Source organism: Massilia sp. Root351, from assembly GCF_001425045.1.
Classification (GTDB): domain Bacteria; phylum Pseudomonadota; class Gammaproteobacteria; order Burkholderiales; family Burkholderiaceae_D; genus Rugamonas.
Map to the genome: position 1 here is coordinate 1 of NZ_LMDJ01000033.1, position 15,126 is coordinate 15,126.

Sequence of the window (15,126 nt, forward strand, 5' to 3'; positions counted from 1 at the left end):
CTGGTGAGCGACAATTATCTTGGCCGGTAGACGACAACTATCTTGGCCGGTTGTCACCTGAAACCGGCCCGGTGCGGAAGCGAGGTTTACAGTTGTTTCATTCAGCATGGAGCTGGGGAGGCAACGAGTGGCCGGCAAACGCATTGGAGATCACCAAGTGGGCATCTACAAGAAACTCAGAGCCAAGCTCGGCCAGGAAGTCGCTGCCGCCAAGGTCGGCATCAGCGTGCGTTCGGCGCGACGCCTGGACAGAACGGAAGCCTTGCCGTCACAGCGCGAAGCGCGAGCATGGCGCACCCGCGCCGATCCATTTGAAGCCGTCTGGGACAGCGAGATCGTGCCGTTGCTGGTCGCGTCACCGGCGCTGACGGCCACAACGCTTCTAGAAGAGATGCAAGGGCGCCATCCAGGTCAGTACGAAGACGCCTTGTTGCGCACGCTGCAGCGTCGGGTCCGAGCCTGGAGTGCGAGCCACGGCAAGGAGCGCGAGGTTTACTTCGCACAAGCCCATCCGCCCGGCCGTCTAGGCCTGTCCGATTTTACGCACGCTGCCGTGCTGCATGTGACGATTACCGGGGTAGCGCTGCTGCACATGCTGTACCAATTCGCGCTGGCGTTTTCCGGTTGGCGCTACGTCGAGGTTGTGCTGGGCGGCGAGAGCTTCATGGCCCTGTCGTCGGGCTTGCAAAATGCGGTGTGGATGATGGGCGGCGTACCCGAGGAGCACCGCACCGACAGCTTGGCGGCAGCCTTCAACAACGTGGCCGAGCATGAATTGCTGACGCGGCGGTACGAAGCGCTGTGCACGCATTACGGCATGCGCCCCAGCCGCAACAACTTGGGCGTGAGCCATGAGAACGGCTCGATTGAAGCACGCCAAGGCACGCTCAAGCGCACCATGGAGCRGGCACTGCTGCTGCGTGGGCACCGCGACTTCGCCGACCTGGATGCATATCGACGCTTCGTGGCCGAAGTGTTCGGCCGTCTCAATGCGCGCGTGGCTGGCAAATTCAACGAGGAGCGGGCCATGCTCCGCGCCTTGCCGGCGCGGCGCAGCAACGACTACGAGGAAGTCGATGCCCGCGTCACGAAGTACGGCACCATGACGGTGAGAAAAGTGCTCTACACAGCGCCGTCGCGACTGGTGGGCCACCGCCTGAAAGTACGGATCTACAGTGAGCGACTGGAGTGCTGGCTGGGCAATGTGTGCGTGCTCGAATTGCGGCGCGGGCAGCCCGATCCGGTCAGTGGACGCGCCAAGGTCGTCGACTACCGTCATCTGCTGCCGGCACTCAAGCGCAAACCCGGCGCGCTGGCGCGCTCGGTGCTGCGCGATGCGCTGTTTCCCCGCACAGAGTACCGCCAGATGTGGGCGCAACTGCGCGACAATTTGCCCGAGGCCAGCGCCTGCCGGCTCATGGTCGGCTTGCTGGACTTGGCCGGCAATGGCGGCTGCGAGGCGGAACTGGCGCAACGCTTGGCGCTGCTGCTCGCCGCCGGCGAGTTGCCAGATCTGGAGCAGCTACGACAGGAGATGGCTCCGCGCCCGGCATTGCACCCGGAGGTGACGGTCGTGCTGCCCACGCTGGCCAGCTACGACATGCTGTTGGCGGCGGCATGAGCAGTGTCGCGGCGCGCCTGCCGCTGATTCTCAATGAACTGCGGCTGCCGACCGTCAAACGCCTGTGGGCCGTTCTGGCAGAGCAGTCGAACAAAGAAGGCTGGCCGGCTGAGCGTTTCCTTGCCGCCTTGATGGAGCATGAACTGGCCGAGCGGGAAGCGAGGCGCTTGGAACGGCATCGGCTGGAATCGCAACTGCTGCCGGGCAAGCTGCTGTCGAGCTTCGATTTCGCGAGCACGCCGACCGTCTCGCAGGCCCATGTCACGGCGCTGATGGAAGGCGACGGCTGGATAGAGCAAGGCGCCAACCTGCTGTTGTTTGGACCGCCCGGCGTGGGCAAAAGCCACCTCGTCKGTGCCATCGGTTATGGCTTGATCGACCGAGGCTACCGCGTCCATTTCACGCGCACCAGCGACTTGGTGCAGCGCCTTCAAGTGGCGCGGCGCGAGATGCGACTTCCGGCAGAAATCGCCAGGCTGGACCGCTTCGATTTGTTAATTCTGGATGACCTGAGTTACGTCCGGCGCGACCAGGCAGAGACGTCTGTGCTGTTCGAGCTGATCGCGGCGCGCTATGAAAGGAAGAGCATGGCGTTGACGGCGAATCAGCCATTTTCCGGCTGGGATGAAGTGTTCCCTGAGCCGGCAATGACGCTCGCGGCGGTCGACCGGCTGGTGCATCACTCGACCATCTTCGAGCTGAACGTCGAGAGCTACCGCCGCCGCACCGCTGCGACCGCTAGCACTACGCAACAGTCAAAGAAAAGGAAGGACTAAACACCTCTCGCTTCACCGGCCAAGATAATTGACGCCGACCGGACAAGATAGTTGACGCGAACCANGCTCTTCCGATCTCCGCCGCCGCACCGCTGCGACCGCTAGCACTACGCAACAGTCAAAGAAAAGGAAGGACTAAACACCTCTCGCTTCACCGGCCAAGATAATTGACGCCGACCGGACAAGATAGTTGACGCGAACCACAGCGCCGTATCGTTGAGCAGTACGAACCGGCTCCTCCCGCTCTTGGTGTGTGGGAGATACCACTGGCGCTGTTCTAGGTCGATCGCATCCCAACGAGCGTTGAGGACTTCGGATCGCCTTGCGCCGGTCGCGAGAAGGAAGCTCAATGCGTCAGCTAAGGCCCGATTCGGCTCCGCCTCCAGCGCCGACAAGAAGGACCGTAACTCCTGTCCGGACAAGTAGCGGTGCCGCTGGTTGTTCTCTTGGTGCATTCGGATTCCGCGAGCAGGGTTCTTGCCGTCGAGCTTTCCCCAAATAATAGCCAGATTGAAGCAGCGCTTGAGTAGTGCCAGGTGCCTGTTGGCCGTGGCGGCACATTTTTGCACGAGCAGTTTGTCGTGTAGTTGTTGAATGGAGTGGCTGGTGATCTGGGTTAGCGGGAGGTGGCCGAGGTCAGGGAGGATGTTGCGCATTCGGCTTTCGTCGTCCTTGGCGCTGCGCTTTGCGGCGTAAGCGTGGGGAAGATAGTCGTCGGTCACGAAGGCCTTGAGCGTTAGATCTGCTTTCGGCGTCGGTTCTGGCTCGCGCTGCGGGTCAATACCGTTCGCAATCTTGCCTCGAATATCTAGGGCTTGGTGGCGGGCATCTGCCACGTCCAGTTGAGGATAGTCCCCCAACTTCATGCTGCGCTTTGCGCCGTTGAGGGTATAGCGGAGTAGGAAGTACTTGCGGCCCTTCCGTGTCACGATCACCCGCAGGCCTGCTACTTCGGTATCGGAGTATTCACTTTCCTTGGACTTTGCATCTTCTGGATGCGGAGGGAGGGCATCGATCAGCTTCTTGTTGAAGCGGAACTGTCTGTTCATTGCTTACGCTCCTATCGTGGGTAGGTTGGTTGATGGTGGTACGTTTTTGGGTACTAGAAGGTCGAATCCGTGAATCGGGGTGTCGTAACTGCGGGTGCTGTGGAATGTCTCTGGAGTGCTCAAGGGCATAGCAGCTTGTGCTTTTTTGTACCCGCCTTAGTGGCAGCGTCCGGTCTATTTCCGGTCGGTCTGGCGGAAGGTCCGACATTTCGGTGCTTTTCATGTAAGCCGTCTGCACACCTTGCACACTGTCTTGGGGAGATTTAGTATTGCGTGTGCAGAAGGGCATCAGTGGGTTACTTCTTACGACAGTGTGCTGCGGGGAACTTGGTGCATGGAATGCTACCGGCGAAAGCGATTAACGAAAGGTTAAGATGACTGGCGGGTATAGTTTGCAAGGCGCGATTGCACGATTTGACCTATTTGATATTGTTGTTAAATCATCAATCGGCTATCGTCGGATTGCGAAAGTTAGATTTGCTGCTGACGGCGGAATTTATGTCTTTTTTCCGGGCTTTGTTAGGACGAATGGAATTGCGTGTAAGGCGGTTTTGCGTGCAGGGGGACCAATTACCTCCTCTTTGGATCTGACCGAAAACGGTAAGGTGACAAGCCATCTAGTGAAGTATTCCCATCATGCAGACGGTGAGGCCCACTTCTCGCAGGACGGCAAAGTCTTTACTTATATCCGAAGGAAATCTGTCCCCTTGGATTCGCAGCGAGGCCACCTTTTTACGATTCAGTTGCAGAAGGCCGATAGCTTCCCACTTATGCAGTCGGCTCGGAAAAAGCAACTTACTCTAGTTCGCCCCTCTGAAGAAGGGGCGCTAAAGATTACCGCTTGGCGATACAGCATCGGTGATTTGGGCGTTCCTGATAATGTGACGGCGTCGATGCGGCCCGGTGGAATTCAGACCCCGGATGGCAAGATGCGGCAAGGGTTGTTTGTTGCTTCCCCTGCTGGCACACCTTTTGATGACATGGTTCTATTCCTTGCGTTTGAGGAAATACCATGGCTCAACGAAGCGAAAGATTCCCAGCTTTTGTTTTTGGGCGCATTTGATACCCATGAGCAGGCGCTGGACCACTCCCGGGATACAGAATTCATTGCATTTGCTTACCCTTGCTCGGACTTTGAGCAACTCAAGCAACGGATTGGTTCTATCGATTTTACGGGGAATTCGCTTCCGCCTTAAGGGCGAGACGAATACGATCCGGCGCGACCAGACAGCGACCAGACACAAAAAAGCCCACGAACCGAAATTCGTGGGCTTCCTTGATAATTCTTGGTAGGCCGTGCGGGATTCGAACCTGCGACCAACGGATTAAAAGTCCGCTGCTCTACCAGCTGAGCTAACGACCCAAAGGCATAAAACCTTGGCTTCTTTCGAGTGGTAGGCCGTGCGGGATTCGAACCTGCGACCAACGGATTAAAAGTCCGCTGCTCTACCAGCTGAGCTAACGACCCCCGAAAGAAGCAAGATTATAGGGGTGTCCGGCCGTCCTGTCAAATGCTCATGAGCATCAGACTTGCCACAAGCCGCTTGTTTGCCGCCTACTTGCCCTTCAGGCGCTCGCGCGCGGTGGCGGCGGACTCGCTGTCCGGGTACTTGCTGATCAGCTCGGTGAGCGTCTTCTTGGCGTTGGCTGCCGCTTTCAGTTCGGCCTGGCAGCCCGCGATCAGCAGCATGGCTTCCGGCGCACGCGGGCTGTCCGGGTAGGCTTTCACGACCACTTGCTCGGCCAGGATCGCTGCCTTGCAGTCTTTCTGCGCGTAGTGGGTGGTGCCCAGGTAATACTGGGCGTTGGCCGCGTAGCCCGACTCGGGGTACTGGCGCACGAACTCGGCAAACGCGACAGCGGCGGTCTTGAAGTCGCCCGACTTGAACAGCAGCATGGCCGCGTCGTAGGCCTTCTGCTCGCTTGGATCCACGGCGGCGGTCTTGCCGTCGATGGTCACCTGGCGCGGCTCGAGCTTGCGCAGGCGGGCGTCGAGATCGACGTAGAAATCTTTTTGGCGTTTTTGCGTGTTGGCCAGTTCGTTGGCCAGCACTTCCAGCGAGCCGCGCAGTTTGGCGATTTCGCTCATGGTCTGCTCGTGCTGATTGTTCATGTCCAGTGCGACGGACTTGTCGGCTTTGGTGTCGATACGGCCGTTCAACTCGGCGCGCATGGCTTCCACTTTGGCGCGCAGGTCGAGAATGGCTTTGCGGGCTTCGTCGTCGTCGAACAGGGCGGCGCCGGCGTGCAGCGGCAGGAAGGCGCCGGCGGCCAGCAGGGCGGCGGCGGCGGAACGCAGGCCGGATTTGGTCAGTGTCATCATGTGCAGTGCGCTTTCAAAAGAGAAACGGGGCAGGGCGCAGTATAAACTGCGCGCCGCCCCGTGTGTTGCCATACTGCGACTACAGAATTACTTGTAGACGATGTCGGCACGGCGGTTTTGCGCCCATGCTTCTTCGTTGTGGCCTTCGGCTTTAGGCTTTTCCTTGCCCAGCGATACGGCTTCGATCTGGCTCTCTGGCACGCCCAGGGCGGTCATGGCTTTACGGACGGCTTCCGCGCGCTTCTGGCCCAGGGCTAGGTTGTATTCCGCGCCGCCGCGTTCGTCGGTGTTGCCTTGGATCAGGATCGAACGCTTGGCGTTCTTGGTCAGGTAGCCGGAGTGGTTCTGTACCACTGGCTTGCCGTCTTCACGCACGACGTAGCTGTCGAAGTCGAAGTATACCGAACGCTGGGCCAGCACGCCTTTAGGATCGTCCAGTGGATCGATCGAAGCGGTGCTGACCGGCGCCACTGGGCGGGTTGGCTCAGGGGTAGGGGCGGCAGCGACTGGCTTTTCTTCCACTTTCGCTGGTTCTGCCACTTTTACTGGGGTCGAGCAAGCCGACAGCAGGGCTGCGGTGCTGAGGATGAAGGCTACGCTTTTAACGTTACGCATTTTTAGTTCTCCTGGTCGTTGATGAAAGACTGCATTTACTTCATGAAAGGACCCCAGGTGGGCTCCTTGATATTACCCGCTTGAATCGTCAAGCGTTGCTTTACGCGGCCGTCGACCGACACCACAGCCAGCGATTTGCGGCCGCCCGAGACGGTCGCGTACAGCAAGTACTTGCCGTTCGGAGCGAAACTGGGCGACTCGTCGCTGGTGGTGTCGGACAGGCGTTGTTCCTGGCCGGAGGCGAGATCCATCACGTAAAGCTGGAAGTTGCCGCCGTCGCGCCGGGAGATGTAAGCCAGCGTGTTTCCGTCCGAGGAAATACGCGGGCTGATGTTGTAGCTGCCGCTGAAAGTGACGCGCTTGGCGTCGCCGCCGCTGGCGCTCATGCGGTAGATCTGCGGGCCGCCGCTGCGGTCGCTGGTGAAGTAGATGTACTGGCCGTCGGCCGAGAACTGCGGCTCGGTGTCGATGCCGGAGCTGTTCGAGATGCGGCGGATGCCGCTGCCGTCGGCGTTGGCGATGTAGACCTGGGTGTTGCCCGACTTGGACAGGGCCACGGCCACCTTGCTGCCGTCCGGCGACCAAGATGGCGCCGAGTTGCTGCCTTTCTCGTTGGCGATGACGGTGCGTGCGCGCGTGACCAGGTTCTGCACGTACACCACCGGCTTCTTCTGCTCGAACGACACATAGGCCACCTTGTTGCCGTCCGGCGACCAGGAAGGCGAAATGATGGGTTCGTTGGAGATCAGCGCCGGCTGTTCGTTCTCGCCGTCCGAGTCGGCCACCACCAGGCGGTACTGGCGGCCTTGCTGGGCCACGTAGGCCACGCGCGTGGCGAAGGCGCCGCGCACGCCGGTCAGCTTTTCAAACACGTCGTCGGCGATCTTGTGGGCCGCCAGGCGGGTTTCGTTGGGGTGCGCGGACTGGTCCAGCTGCGACAGCTTGGTGGCCTTGATGGTGTCGAACAGCTTGTAGCGCACGTCGAAGGCGCCGTTGGCCAGCTTGCTCACGGTGCCGACCACGATGGCGTTGGCGCCGCGCGATTTCCACTGGCTGTAGTCGACGTCGTTGACGTTGCTGACCGTACCGGCGTCGATGATCTTGAACATGCCGCTGCGTTCCAGGTCGGCCTTGATGATGGCCGAGGCCTGGCTAGGGGCCAGGTTTTCGTCGGCGAAGGCGGCCACGGCGATCGGGATCTGGTTGCTGCCGACGCCCGAAATTTCCACGCGCAGCTGCGCGTAGGCGTTCAGGCTGGCCAGCAGGCTGGCGGCGACAAGGGCATTGGTCACGCTAGTCAGTTTTTTCATATTGGTTCTCAAGGCAAATCTTTCATGTTGAATCCTGCGGTAATCTCGCGTTCCACCGAGCCGTCTTTCTTCTTCGGCAAAGGCGACGACTTGGCGATGGCTGCTTCCACCGCCAGGTCGTAGGCGGGAATACCGCTACTCTTGATCTTCCGGACCGAAATAATTTCCCCAGTTGGCAGTTGCTCGATCTTGAACTCGGCGCGCGGGTTGCCGGCGGTGTCGCCGCCGCCATACGCGATGTTGCTCTTGATCTTGGCGGTAATGGCGGCCACGTAGCCGCTGTCCAGGCGCGGCGCGGTCGCTTTCGCGGCCGTGCCGGTGGTGCCTGCACCAGCGGTGCCCATGATGCGCGCCATATCCGCCGCACGCTGTTTTTCCAGCTTTTTCTGCTCTGCTTCCGCTTTGGCCTTGGCCGCTTTTTCCGCGGCTTTCTTTTCTTCCCTGGCCTTATCTTCCTTGGCTTTTTCTTCCGCCTCTCTCTTTTCCTCGAGTTTTTTCTTCTCGTCGAGCTTCCTCTGGTCCTCGAGCTTCTTCTGCTCGAGGATTTTCTTCGCCTTCTCTTCTTCGACGCGTTCCTTTTCGGCCTTTTCCTTGGCCTTGCGCTTTTGCAGCGCGATGTCCGGATCGACGGCCGGTGGCGGCGCCTCCACTGGTGGCGCTACCACCTTGGGCGGCGGGGCCGGGGTCGGCTCCGGCTCCGGTTCGGGCTCCGGCTTCACCTGCGGCGGCGTCGGCGCGGGCGGCGCGGCGGTCTGGGTGGTCATATCCCACACTTCCGCTTCCACGGCCACCGGCTCGGTGTTCTGCCATGCCACGCCCACCCACAGGAAGAACAGCAGGCCCGCGTGCATGGCCGCAGCCAGGCCGATCGAGCTCCAGCGGTCGTCGCGTTTCGGCACCCGGTACGGGCCGCCTGCGGTTGCGTGTTTCATCGTCATGCTTACTTCGTGGCCAGGCCGACCCGGTTGATGCCCATTTTCTTCGATTCGGAGATCAGCTGGATCACATCGTCGTACTTGCTTTCCTTGTCGCCGGAAATCATCACCGGGTATTCGGGGTGCGCCTCATGCAGCTTGCGCAGCTTGCGTACCAGCGCGTCGCGGTTCGGCTCGGTTTCCGGCGCGTCCGCGTTCTTGCCCTGCACGCCGATCGACAGCGCGCCGTTCGGCTTGATGATGATCTGGATATAGTCGTCCGGCGGGCGGGTGGAGCGCTCGGCTTGCGGCAAGTCCACCTGCGACGGGTTGTTCGACGACGGCATTACCATGAAAATAATCAGCAGCACCAGCATCACGTCGATGTAGGGTACGACGTTGATCTCGGACTTCAGCTTGCGGCTGCCTCGGCTGCCGCGCATGCCGCTGGAGAAAGAAGATGCCATGGTTGTCCTCTCCGCTTAGCGCGACTGGCGCTGCAGGATGTTGGAGAATTCTTCCACAAAGCTCTCGAAACGGATAGCCAGGCGGTCGATATCGTGCGAGAAGCGGTTGTAGGCGACCACGGCCGGAATCGCGGCGAACAGGCCGATGGCGGTGGCGATCAGCGCTTCGGCAATGCCGGGCGCGACGGCGGCCAGCGTGGCTTGCTGCACGTTGGCCAGGCCGCGGAAGGCGTTCATGATGCCCCACACGGTGCCCAGCAGGCCGATGTACGGCGACACCGAGCCGACCGAGGCCAGGAAGGCCAGGTGCGATTCGAGCGCGTCCATTTCGCGCTGGAAGGCGGCGCGCATGGCGCGGCGCGCGCCGTCCAGCACGGCGCCGGCGTCCATTTCGCGGCTGCCCGCGTGCGCGGCCTTGCCCTTGATGAACTCGCCCATGCCCGCTTCGAAGATGCGCGCCAGCGCGCCGCTCTGTTCGCGGTTGCTGCCGGCGCTCTGGTGCAGGGCGTGCAGGTTGCCGCCGGCCCAGAAGGTTTTTTCAAAGTCGATGGTCTGGCGGCGCGCGGCGCGCACGGCGAACATCTTGCGGAAAATGTAGGTCCAGCTGGTGAGCGAGATACCGAGCAGCAGCGCCATGATCAGCTGAACGATCAGGTGCGCGTTGGAGATGAGGGCGATGAAGGAGAGGTCTTGGGTGACGTTCATTGTTTCAGTCTGAGTTTGGGGATGACTCGGCGCCGCGCATGCGTGCCGCTACCACATCGGGGACCGCGCGCGGCCGCAGCGCGGAATCGACGCAACCAACTTTTACGCGCGCCGTGTTGAGCAATTGATCGCCGTTCCAGGCCTGCTGCACGAACTGCAGCGAAGCGCGGCCCAGCTTTTCGATACTTAAGGTTAATTTTAGTACATCGTCCAGTTTGGCTGGCGCATGATACTCGGCGGCGACATTCTTCACGACGAACATGGCGTCGTGCTCCTGCAGCAGGGCGTGCTGGTCAACGCCGATAGCGCGCAGCCATTCGGTCCGCGCGCGTTCGAAAAATTTGAGATAATTTGCGTAATAGACAATACCACCGGCATCGGTGTCTTCGTAATAGACACGGACATTCCAGGTAAAGGCTGAAGGCATGTTGTTCTGACTACTAATGAGATTGGGCAATATTCTACGCGATTTCGCCGGGCAGTTTGAGCATCTTGTAACACTCACTTACGTTTTTCCGGCGAAAACGCTAATTTTAGCCGCGTTTGATGGTGAAAGGGGAGAAACCCTGACAAGTCGGCATCAGTTCGATCTGGTTCACATTCATGTGCGGCGGCAGGGTGGCGATCCAGTAGGCGGTGTTGGCAATATCCTGCGGCGACAGCGGCACCGTGCCTTCGTAGACTTTGGCGGCGGCCGCGTCGTCGCCCTTCAGGCGCACGTTGGAGAATTCAGTGCCGCCGCACAGGCCGGGCGCCAGGTTGGTGGCGCGCACGCCGGTACCCACCAGGTCGGCGCGCAGGTTCAGCGTGAACTGTTCGACAAAGGCCTTGGTGGCGCCGTACACATTGCCGCCCGGGTAAGGGTAGGCGCCGGCGGTGGAGCCGATGTTGATGATGGTGCCGCTGCCGCGCGCCACCATCGCCGGCAGCACGGCATGGGTCATGGTCACCAGACCCTTGCAGTTGGTGTCTATCATGGTTTCCCAGTCGTCCAGCGAGGCTTCGTGGGCCGGCTTGACGCCCAGCGCCAGGCCGGCGTTGTTGACGAGCACGTCGATCTGGCGCCATTCGGCGGGCAGGCGGTCCAGCGCGGCGCGGATGGCGGCTTTGTCGGTGACATCCAGTTCCAGCGGCAGCACCTGCTCGCCCAGTTCGGCGGCCAGCGCCTGCAGGCGCCCGGTGCGGCGCGCGGCGATGATGGCTTTGTGGCCATGGGCGGTGAACACGCGCGCCATGGCGGCGCCGAAGCCGGCGCTGGCGCCGGTGATGAAGACGATCATATTAAGTTCCTTGCAAGATGGCATGGTGGAAATTAGGGCAAGTGTAGCGTAATTGCCTAACTTGATAGTACAATCTGGCTTCCATTACGTCTCACGTGACTGGCGAAAAGCCGGGTCTGCGCTTGCGCGATCTGTCGGCGAAAGGTGGGCATCCACCGGGGAACGTGAGATTTCAAATCAACAGCCGTTCGCCTGGGCAGCCACCGATGGAAAGCACGAAGAGGCTGCTCCTCGCTTATTGGCGTTCCTCATTCGATCCACCTGCCAGATTTACTCTCTCACTTGGAGTTTTTTCATGTTTGCAAAAGATCACACCCTGTCCTCCATCGATCCTGAACTGTTTGCCGCGATCGGCAAGGAAAACACCCGCCAGCACGACCATATCGAGCTGATCGCTTCCGAGAACTACACCTCGCCGGCCGTGATGGAAGCCCAGGGCTCCCAGCTGACCAACAAGTACGCCGAAGGCTATCCAGGCAAGCGCTACTACGGCGGCTGCGAATACGTGGACGTGGTGGAACAGCTGGCGATCGACCGCGTGAAGAAGCTGTTCGGCGCGGAAGCGGCCAACGTGCAACCGAACTCGGGTTCGCAAGCCAACCAGGGCGTGTTCTTCGCCGTGCTGAAACCGGGCGACACCATCATGGGCATGTCGCTGGCTGAAGGCGGCCACCTGACCCACGGCATGGCGCTGAACATGTCCGGCAAGTGGTTCAACGTGGTGTCCTACGGCCTGACCGCGGAAGAGGACATCGACTATGACGCGATGGAAGCGCTGGCCAAGGAACACAAGCCGAAGCTGATCATCGCCGGCGCGTCGGCGTTCTCCAAGAAGATCGACTTCGAGCGTTTCGCCGCCGTGGCGAAATCGGTGGGCGCCTACTTCATGGTCGACATGGCCCACTACGCCGGCCTGATCGCCGCCGGCCTGTACCCGAATCCTGTGCCGCACGCCGACTTCGTCACCTCGACCACGCACAAATCGCTGCGCGGCCCGCGCGGCGGCATCATCCTGATGAAGGCCGAGCACGAGAAGATCATCAACTCGGCCATCTTCCCAGGCATCCAGGGCGGCCCGCTGATGCACGTCATCGCCGGCAAGGCCGTGGCCTTCCAGGAAGCGCTGCAGCCGGCGTTCAAGGAATACCAGCAGCAGGTAGTGAAGAACGCCGACGTGCTGGCCAAGACGCTGATCAAGCGCGGCCTGCGCATCGTCTCGGGCGGTACCGAGTCGCACGTGTTCCTGGTGGACCTGCGCGCCAAGAACCTGACCGGCAAGGAAGCCGAAGCCATCCTGGGCCAGGCGCACATCACCTGCAACAAGAACGGCATCCCGAATGACCCGCAAAAGCCGTTCGTGACCTCGGGCATCCGCCTGGGTTCGCCGGCCATGACCACCCGCGGTTTCAAGGAAGCGGAAGCCGAGCAAGTGGGCAACCTGATCGCCGACGTGCTGGACAACCCGCACGACGAGGCAACCATCGAACGCGTCAAAGCGGCGGTGAAGGTGCTGGCTGACGCGCATCCGGTTTACGCTTAAACATTGTCTTGGTAACATCAGGGGCGCCGTGACCGTGTCGGTCCGGCGCTCTTTTAACATTCGAAAGCGCCGCGCCAGATGAAATGTCCGTTCTGTCAGCATGAAGAAATCCACGTCCTCGACACCCGCGTGTCGGAGGAAGGGGACGCGATCCGCCGCCGCCGCCGCTGCGGCAAGTGCGACAAGCGCTTCACGACCTACGAGCGGATTGAACTTGTGATGCCCTTCGTGGTCAAAAAGAACGGCAGCCGCACGGAATACGCTGCGGCCAAGTTGCGCGGCTCCCTGACGCTGGCCTTGCGCAAGCGGCCCGTCGCGGCTGCCTCGGTGGACCTGGCGGTGCAGGCGATCGAAGAGAAGCTGCTCACCAGCGGCAAGCGCGAAGTCGATTCGCACTACATCGGCGAGCTGGTGATGCAGGAACTGAAGCGGCTGGACAAGGTGGCCTATATCCGCTTCGCGTCGGTCTACAAGAATTTCGAGGACCTGGCCGAGTTTCAGGACGCTATCGAAGAAGTGGGGCAATCGCCGAAGTCCTAGCGCCCGTTCAGTGGCGTGGGAAAATCTGGTCCAGGCTGCGTCGATGACGGCCTTGGCGCAGTCCTGCGGCTGCGCCGCACCGGCGTTGGCGACCATTGCAGCGATGTCGTCCGGCAACGGCCCGAAACGCTGGCTTAGTTGGAGGGCGAGCAGGGCGGCCTGGCCTTGCTGCATTCCTTGCTGCCGTCTTTGCTGCCGTCCTGGCGGCATCCCTTCCTGCCGTCCGTCCCGCATCGCTTTTTCCTTGGCTTGAGCAAATTCGCGCTGCAGCTCGAAACGGATGGCACATTTTTAAGGAAGAGTTACCTCTGCTTTGATCTGCCGCAAACCGCCCGCCGCGTGCGCTGCTAACTTGCATTCAGGTTGTCCCTCAGTTGGCATGTGCGGAGGTGGCGAATGGTGTCGCAACGGCGGGTGCGCGGCTTTGCGCTGATCGAAGTGCTGGTGGCTGTAGTGGTGCTGGCCATCGGCGTGCTGGGTGCCAGCGCCATGCAGCTGGTGGCGATGCGCGTGCGGTACGAGTCGCAATTGCTGAGCAACGCCGCGCAGATGGCTTCGGCCATGGCCGACCGCATGCGCGCCAACCCCGCCCAGCTCGCGATGGCTTACCTGGCGCTCGACTACGACGCGCACACTGAGCCTGTCCCGGCCGCACCGGGCCGCCAGTGCTGGGCTGCCATGTGCGACAGCGCGGCCATGGCCGACGCCGATATCTACGATCTGAAACGCCAGGTTGCCGCGCAATTGCCGGCCGGACGGGTGCGCATCTGCCGCGACACCGGCATGTGGGCTAGCGGTCAACTGCGCTGGTCCTGTGCCGGCGGCCCCGGTGCGCCGGTCGTTATCAAAATAGGCTGGCGCGGCAGGAATCCCGACGGTACGCCTGCCAGGGATGCAGCGGGCGGCTACTCCCCCGGCGTGGCGCTGGCGATGGCGGGAGCCACGCCATGAACGGCGCAGGGGATGCCATTCAGCGCGCGGCCGCGCCGCTGCGCCGGCGCAGCATGCAGCACGGGACGGCGCGCCGCAACGCGGCCATGCGAGGCTTGGGCCTGGTTGAAATGCTGGTTGCTCTGGCCGTTGGCATGCTGGTTACGCTGGCGGCCAGTGCGCTGGTGGTCAACGCCAGCGCCAACTATGTGCATCACACTGAAAGCGCCCGCCTGAATGACAGCGGCCGCTACGCGCTGGCCATGGTCGGCCAGGCGGTGCGCCAGGCCGCCTTCGTCAACTGGGACGCCGCCGGCGTGCCTCCTGCCACGCTGCCGGAAGCCAGCGCCAACATCAGCGGACTGGACGCGGCCAGCATCAGCCGCACCTCCACTGGCATCGACGAGCCGCTCGCGAACGCGGTCAATGGCAGCGACGTGCTGGCCCTGCGCTTCGCAGGCTCCGGCAGTCCGGACGCGGACGGCTCGGTACTCAACTGTGCCGGGTTCGGTACGGCCGCGGCCGGCACGGAGGCGCAGCGCGGATGGAGCATCTTCTACGTCGCAGCAGGCGGCGACGGCGTGGCCGAGTTACGCTGCAAATACAAGAGCGCAAACAGCTGGGGGGCGGACGCCATCGTGCGCGGCGTGGACTCTTTCCAGGTCCTCTATGGCATCGACACCGACACGCCTTCGGACGGCATCCCCAACCGCTACCTGAACGCCAGCGCCGTCCGCGCGCTGGATGCGGAACTGGTGCTGGAGGGCGCCACGGCAGCGGCAAGGGCGCAGGACTTGAACCGCAAGACCTGGTGGAAGCGCGTCGCCAGCATCAAGGTCGGCTTGCTGCTGCATGGCGAGGCGCATTCGCGCCCCGGCGCGGAAACTGCGCCATACGATTTGCTCGGCGGCGCCTACTCCGCCACTGCGGCCGAGCGCGACCGTGGCGTGCGCATCCAGGAAAGTCTGCTGCCCGAAGTCCAACGCCAGCGCGTGCGGCGGCTGTTTGAAGCATCGATAGCGCTGCGCAACCCGGGAGGTCCGTGATGGCCGTCTT

The 15,126-nt window shown here is 61.7% G+C and carries 17 protein-coding genes, 2 tRNA genes and 1 riboswitch; of the genes, 8 read left to right on the plus strand and 11 right to left on the minus strand.

Translation table 11 applies throughout. From position 1 onward, the window contains the following. The first annotated feature begins 127 nt into the window (after positions 1-127). Together istA and istB are read left to right on the plus strand one after the other, a co-directional pair. Positions 128-1,621, plus strand: coding sequence for an IS21 family transposase (gene istA / locus ASD15_RS24945; RefSeq protein ID WP_057157762.1), 1,494 nt, complete (start codon positions 128-130; stop codon positions 1,619-1,621). Then, the gene (istB, locus tag ASD15_RS24950; protein ID WP_057157763.1) at positions 1,618-2,397 is read left to right on the plus strand and encodes an IS21-like element helper ATPase IstB; all 780 of its coding nucleotides are present in this window, start codon (positions 1,618-1,620) and stop codon (positions 2,395-2,397) included. The genes istA and istB overlap by 4 nt, the downstream gene beginning before the upstream one ends. A 107-nt stretch (positions 2,398-2,504) precedes the next feature. On the opposite strand, the gene ASD15_RS24955 is transcribed toward istB, so the two are convergent. Next, on the minus strand, positions 2,505-3,446 hold the full coding sequence (locus ASD15_RS24955) for an integrase arm-type DNA-binding domain-containing protein (protein WP_057157764.1): 942 nt from the start codon (positions 3,444-3,446) through the stop codon (positions 2,505-2,507). Between the two features lie 374 nt (positions 3,447-3,820). Here ASD15_RS24955 and ASD15_RS32650 point away from each other — a divergent pair, with 374 nt between their 5' ends. After that, positions 3,821-4,642, plus strand: coding sequence for a hypothetical protein (locus tag ASD15_RS32650; RefSeq protein ID WP_157201147.1), 822 nt, complete (start codon positions 3,821-3,823; stop codon positions 4,640-4,642). 91 nt (positions 4,643-4,733) lie between these two features. On the opposite strand, the gene ASD15_RS24965 is transcribed toward ASD15_RS32650, so the two are convergent. The 10 genes from ASD15_RS24965 to ASD15_RS25010 form a co-directional block, all read right to left on the minus strand. Further along, a tRNA-Lys gene (locus ASD15_RS24965) sits at positions 4,734-4,809 on the minus strand. A 29-nt stretch (positions 4,810-4,838) separates the two neighbouring features. After that, positions 4,839-4,914: transfer RNA gene (locus tag ASD15_RS24970), tRNA-Lys, on the minus strand. An 87-nt stretch (positions 4,915-5,001) separates the two neighbouring features. Continuing rightward, the gene (gene ybgF, locus ASD15_RS24975) at positions 5,002-5,769 is read right to left on the minus strand and encodes a tol-pal system protein YbgF (protein ID WP_057157766.1); all 768 of its coding nucleotides are present in this window, start codon (positions 5,767-5,769) and stop codon (positions 5,002-5,004) included. Positions 5,770-5,856: 87 nt separating this feature from the next. Further along, positions 5,857-6,384, minus strand: coding sequence for a peptidoglycan-associated lipoprotein Pal (pal, locus tag ASD15_RS24980; protein ID WP_057157767.1), 528 nt, complete (start codon positions 6,382-6,384; stop codon positions 5,857-5,859). Positions 6,385-6,419: 35 nt separating this feature from the next. After that, positions 6,420-7,694: a Tol-Pal system beta propeller repeat protein TolB gene (gene tolB / locus ASD15_RS24985; RefSeq protein ID WP_057157768.1), complete on the minus strand. Its 1,275-nt coding sequence runs from the start codon at positions 7,692-7,694 to the stop codon at positions 6,420-6,422. An 8-nt stretch (positions 7,695-7,702) separates the two neighbouring features. Then, a complete protein-coding gene (tolA, locus tag ASD15_RS24990; RefSeq protein ID WP_307188304.1) occupies positions 7,703-8,632 on the minus strand; it encodes a cell envelope integrity protein TolA in 930 nt (309 codons plus the stop codon). Between the two features lie 2 nt (positions 8,633-8,634). After that, a complete protein-coding gene (locus ASD15_RS24995; protein ID WP_057157769.1) occupies positions 8,635-9,075 on the minus strand; it encodes an ExbD/TolR family protein in 441 nt (146 codons plus the stop codon). Positions 9,076-9,090: 15 nt separating this feature from the next. After that, the gene (gene tolQ / locus ASD15_RS25000; protein ID WP_057157770.1) at positions 9,091-9,780 is read right to left on the minus strand and encodes a protein TolQ; all 690 of its coding nucleotides are present in this window, start codon (positions 9,778-9,780) and stop codon (positions 9,091-9,093) included. A 4-nt stretch (positions 9,781-9,784) separates the two neighbouring features. After that, a complete protein-coding gene (gene ybgC, locus ASD15_RS25005) occupies positions 9,785-10,207 on the minus strand; it encodes a tol-pal system-associated acyl-CoA thioesterase (RefSeq protein WP_056397459.1) in 423 nt (140 codons plus the stop codon). A 106-nt stretch (positions 10,208-10,313) separates the two neighbouring features. Continuing rightward, on the minus strand, positions 10,314-11,060 hold the full coding sequence (locus tag ASD15_RS25010; protein WP_057157771.1) for an SDR family oxidoreductase: 747 nt from the start codon (positions 11,058-11,060) through the stop codon (positions 10,314-10,316). A gap of 85 nt (positions 11,061-11,145) precedes the next feature. Next, positions 11,146-11,265: riboswitch (ZMP/ZTP riboswitch) on the plus strand. Between the two features lie 90 nt (positions 11,266-11,355). On the opposite strand from ASD15_RS25010, the gene glyA reads away from it, so the two are divergent. The 5 genes from glyA to ASD15_RS25035 all read left to right on the plus strand — a co-directional run bounded on the left by glyA (position 11,356) and on the right by ASD15_RS25035 (position 15,116). Next, the gene (gene glyA, locus ASD15_RS25015) at positions 11,356-12,600 is read left to right on the plus strand and encodes a serine hydroxymethyltransferase (RefSeq protein ID WP_057157772.1); all 1,245 of its coding nucleotides are present in this window, start codon (positions 11,356-11,358) and stop codon (positions 12,598-12,600) included. 78 nt (positions 12,601-12,678) lie between these two features. Further along, complete coding sequence (nrdR, locus tag ASD15_RS25020) at positions 12,679-13,140, plus strand: transcriptional regulator NrdR (protein WP_057157773.1); 462 nt, start codon at positions 12,679-12,681, stop codon at positions 13,138-13,140. Positions 13,141-13,305: 165 nt separating this feature from the next. Beyond that, positions 13,306-13,491 carry a hypothetical protein gene (locus tag ASD15_RS25025; protein WP_157201148.1) on the plus strand — a complete coding sequence of 62 codons (186 nt, stop codon included), beginning with the start codon at positions 13,306-13,308 and terminating at the stop codon, positions 13,489-13,491. A 45-nt stretch (positions 13,492-13,536) separates the two neighbouring features. After that, entirely contained in the window at positions 13,537-14,091 is a 555-nt protein-coding gene (gene pilV / locus ASD15_RS25030) for a type IV pilus modification protein PilV (protein ID WP_057157775.1), read from the plus strand. Then, positions 14,088-15,116: a PilW family protein gene (locus ASD15_RS25035; RefSeq protein ID WP_229418329.1), complete on the plus strand. Its 1,029-nt coding sequence runs from the start codon at positions 14,088-14,090 to the stop codon at positions 15,114-15,116. The genes pilV and ASD15_RS25035 overlap by 4 nt, the downstream gene beginning before the upstream one ends. Positions 15,117-15,126: the final 10 nt, after the last annotated feature.

Coding starts and splice junctions, on each gene's coding strand:
- ASD15_RS24955 (WP_057157764.1), bottom strand. CDS start 3,446: ATGAACAGACAGTTCCGCTTCAACAAGAAGCTGATCGATGCCCTCCCT.
- ASD15_RS32650 (WP_157201147.1), top strand. CDS start 3,821: ATGACTGGCGGGTATAGTTTGCAAGGCGCGATTGCACGATTTGACCTA.
- ybgF (WP_057157766.1), bottom strand. CDS start 5,769: ATGATGACACTGACCAAATCCGGCCTGCGTTCCGCCGCCGCCGCCCTG.
- pal (WP_057157767.1), bottom strand. CDS start 6,384: ATGCGTAACGTTAAAAGCGTAGCCTTCATCCTCAGCACCGCAGCCCTG.
- tolB (WP_057157768.1), bottom strand. CDS start 7,694: ATGAAAAAACTGACTAGCGTGACCAATGCCCTTGTCGCCGCCAGCCTG.
- tolA (WP_307188304.1), bottom strand. CDS start 8,632: ATGACGATGAAACACGCAACCGCAGGCGGCCCGTACCGGGTGCCGAAA.
- ASD15_RS24995 (WP_057157769.1), bottom strand. CDS start 9,075: ATGGCATCTTCTTTCTCCAGCGGCATGCGCGGCAGCCGAGGCAGCCGC.
- tolQ (WP_057157770.1), bottom strand. CDS start 9,780: ATGAACGTCACCCAAGACCTCTCCTTCATCGCCCTCATCTCCAACGCG.
- ybgC (WP_056397459.1), bottom strand. CDS start 10,207: ATGCCTTCAGCCTTTACCTGGAATGTCCGTGTCTATTACGAAGACACC.
- ASD15_RS25010 (WP_057157771.1), bottom strand. CDS start 11,060: ATGATCGTCTTCATCACCGGCGCCAGCGCCGGCTTCGGCGCCGCCATG.
- glyA (WP_057157772.1), top strand. CDS start 11,356: ATGTTTGCAAAAGATCACACCCTGTCCTCCATCGATCCTGAACTGTTT.
- nrdR (WP_057157773.1), top strand. CDS start 12,679: ATGAAATGTCCGTTCTGTCAGCATGAAGAAATCCACGTCCTCGACACC.
- pilV (WP_057157775.1), top strand. CDS start 13,537: ATGGTGTCGCAACGGCGGGTGCGCGGCTTTGCGCTGATCGAAGTGCTG.
- ASD15_RS25035 (WP_229418329.1), top strand. CDS start 14,088: ATGAACGGCGCAGGGGATGCCATTCAGCGCGCGGCCGCGCCGCTGCGC.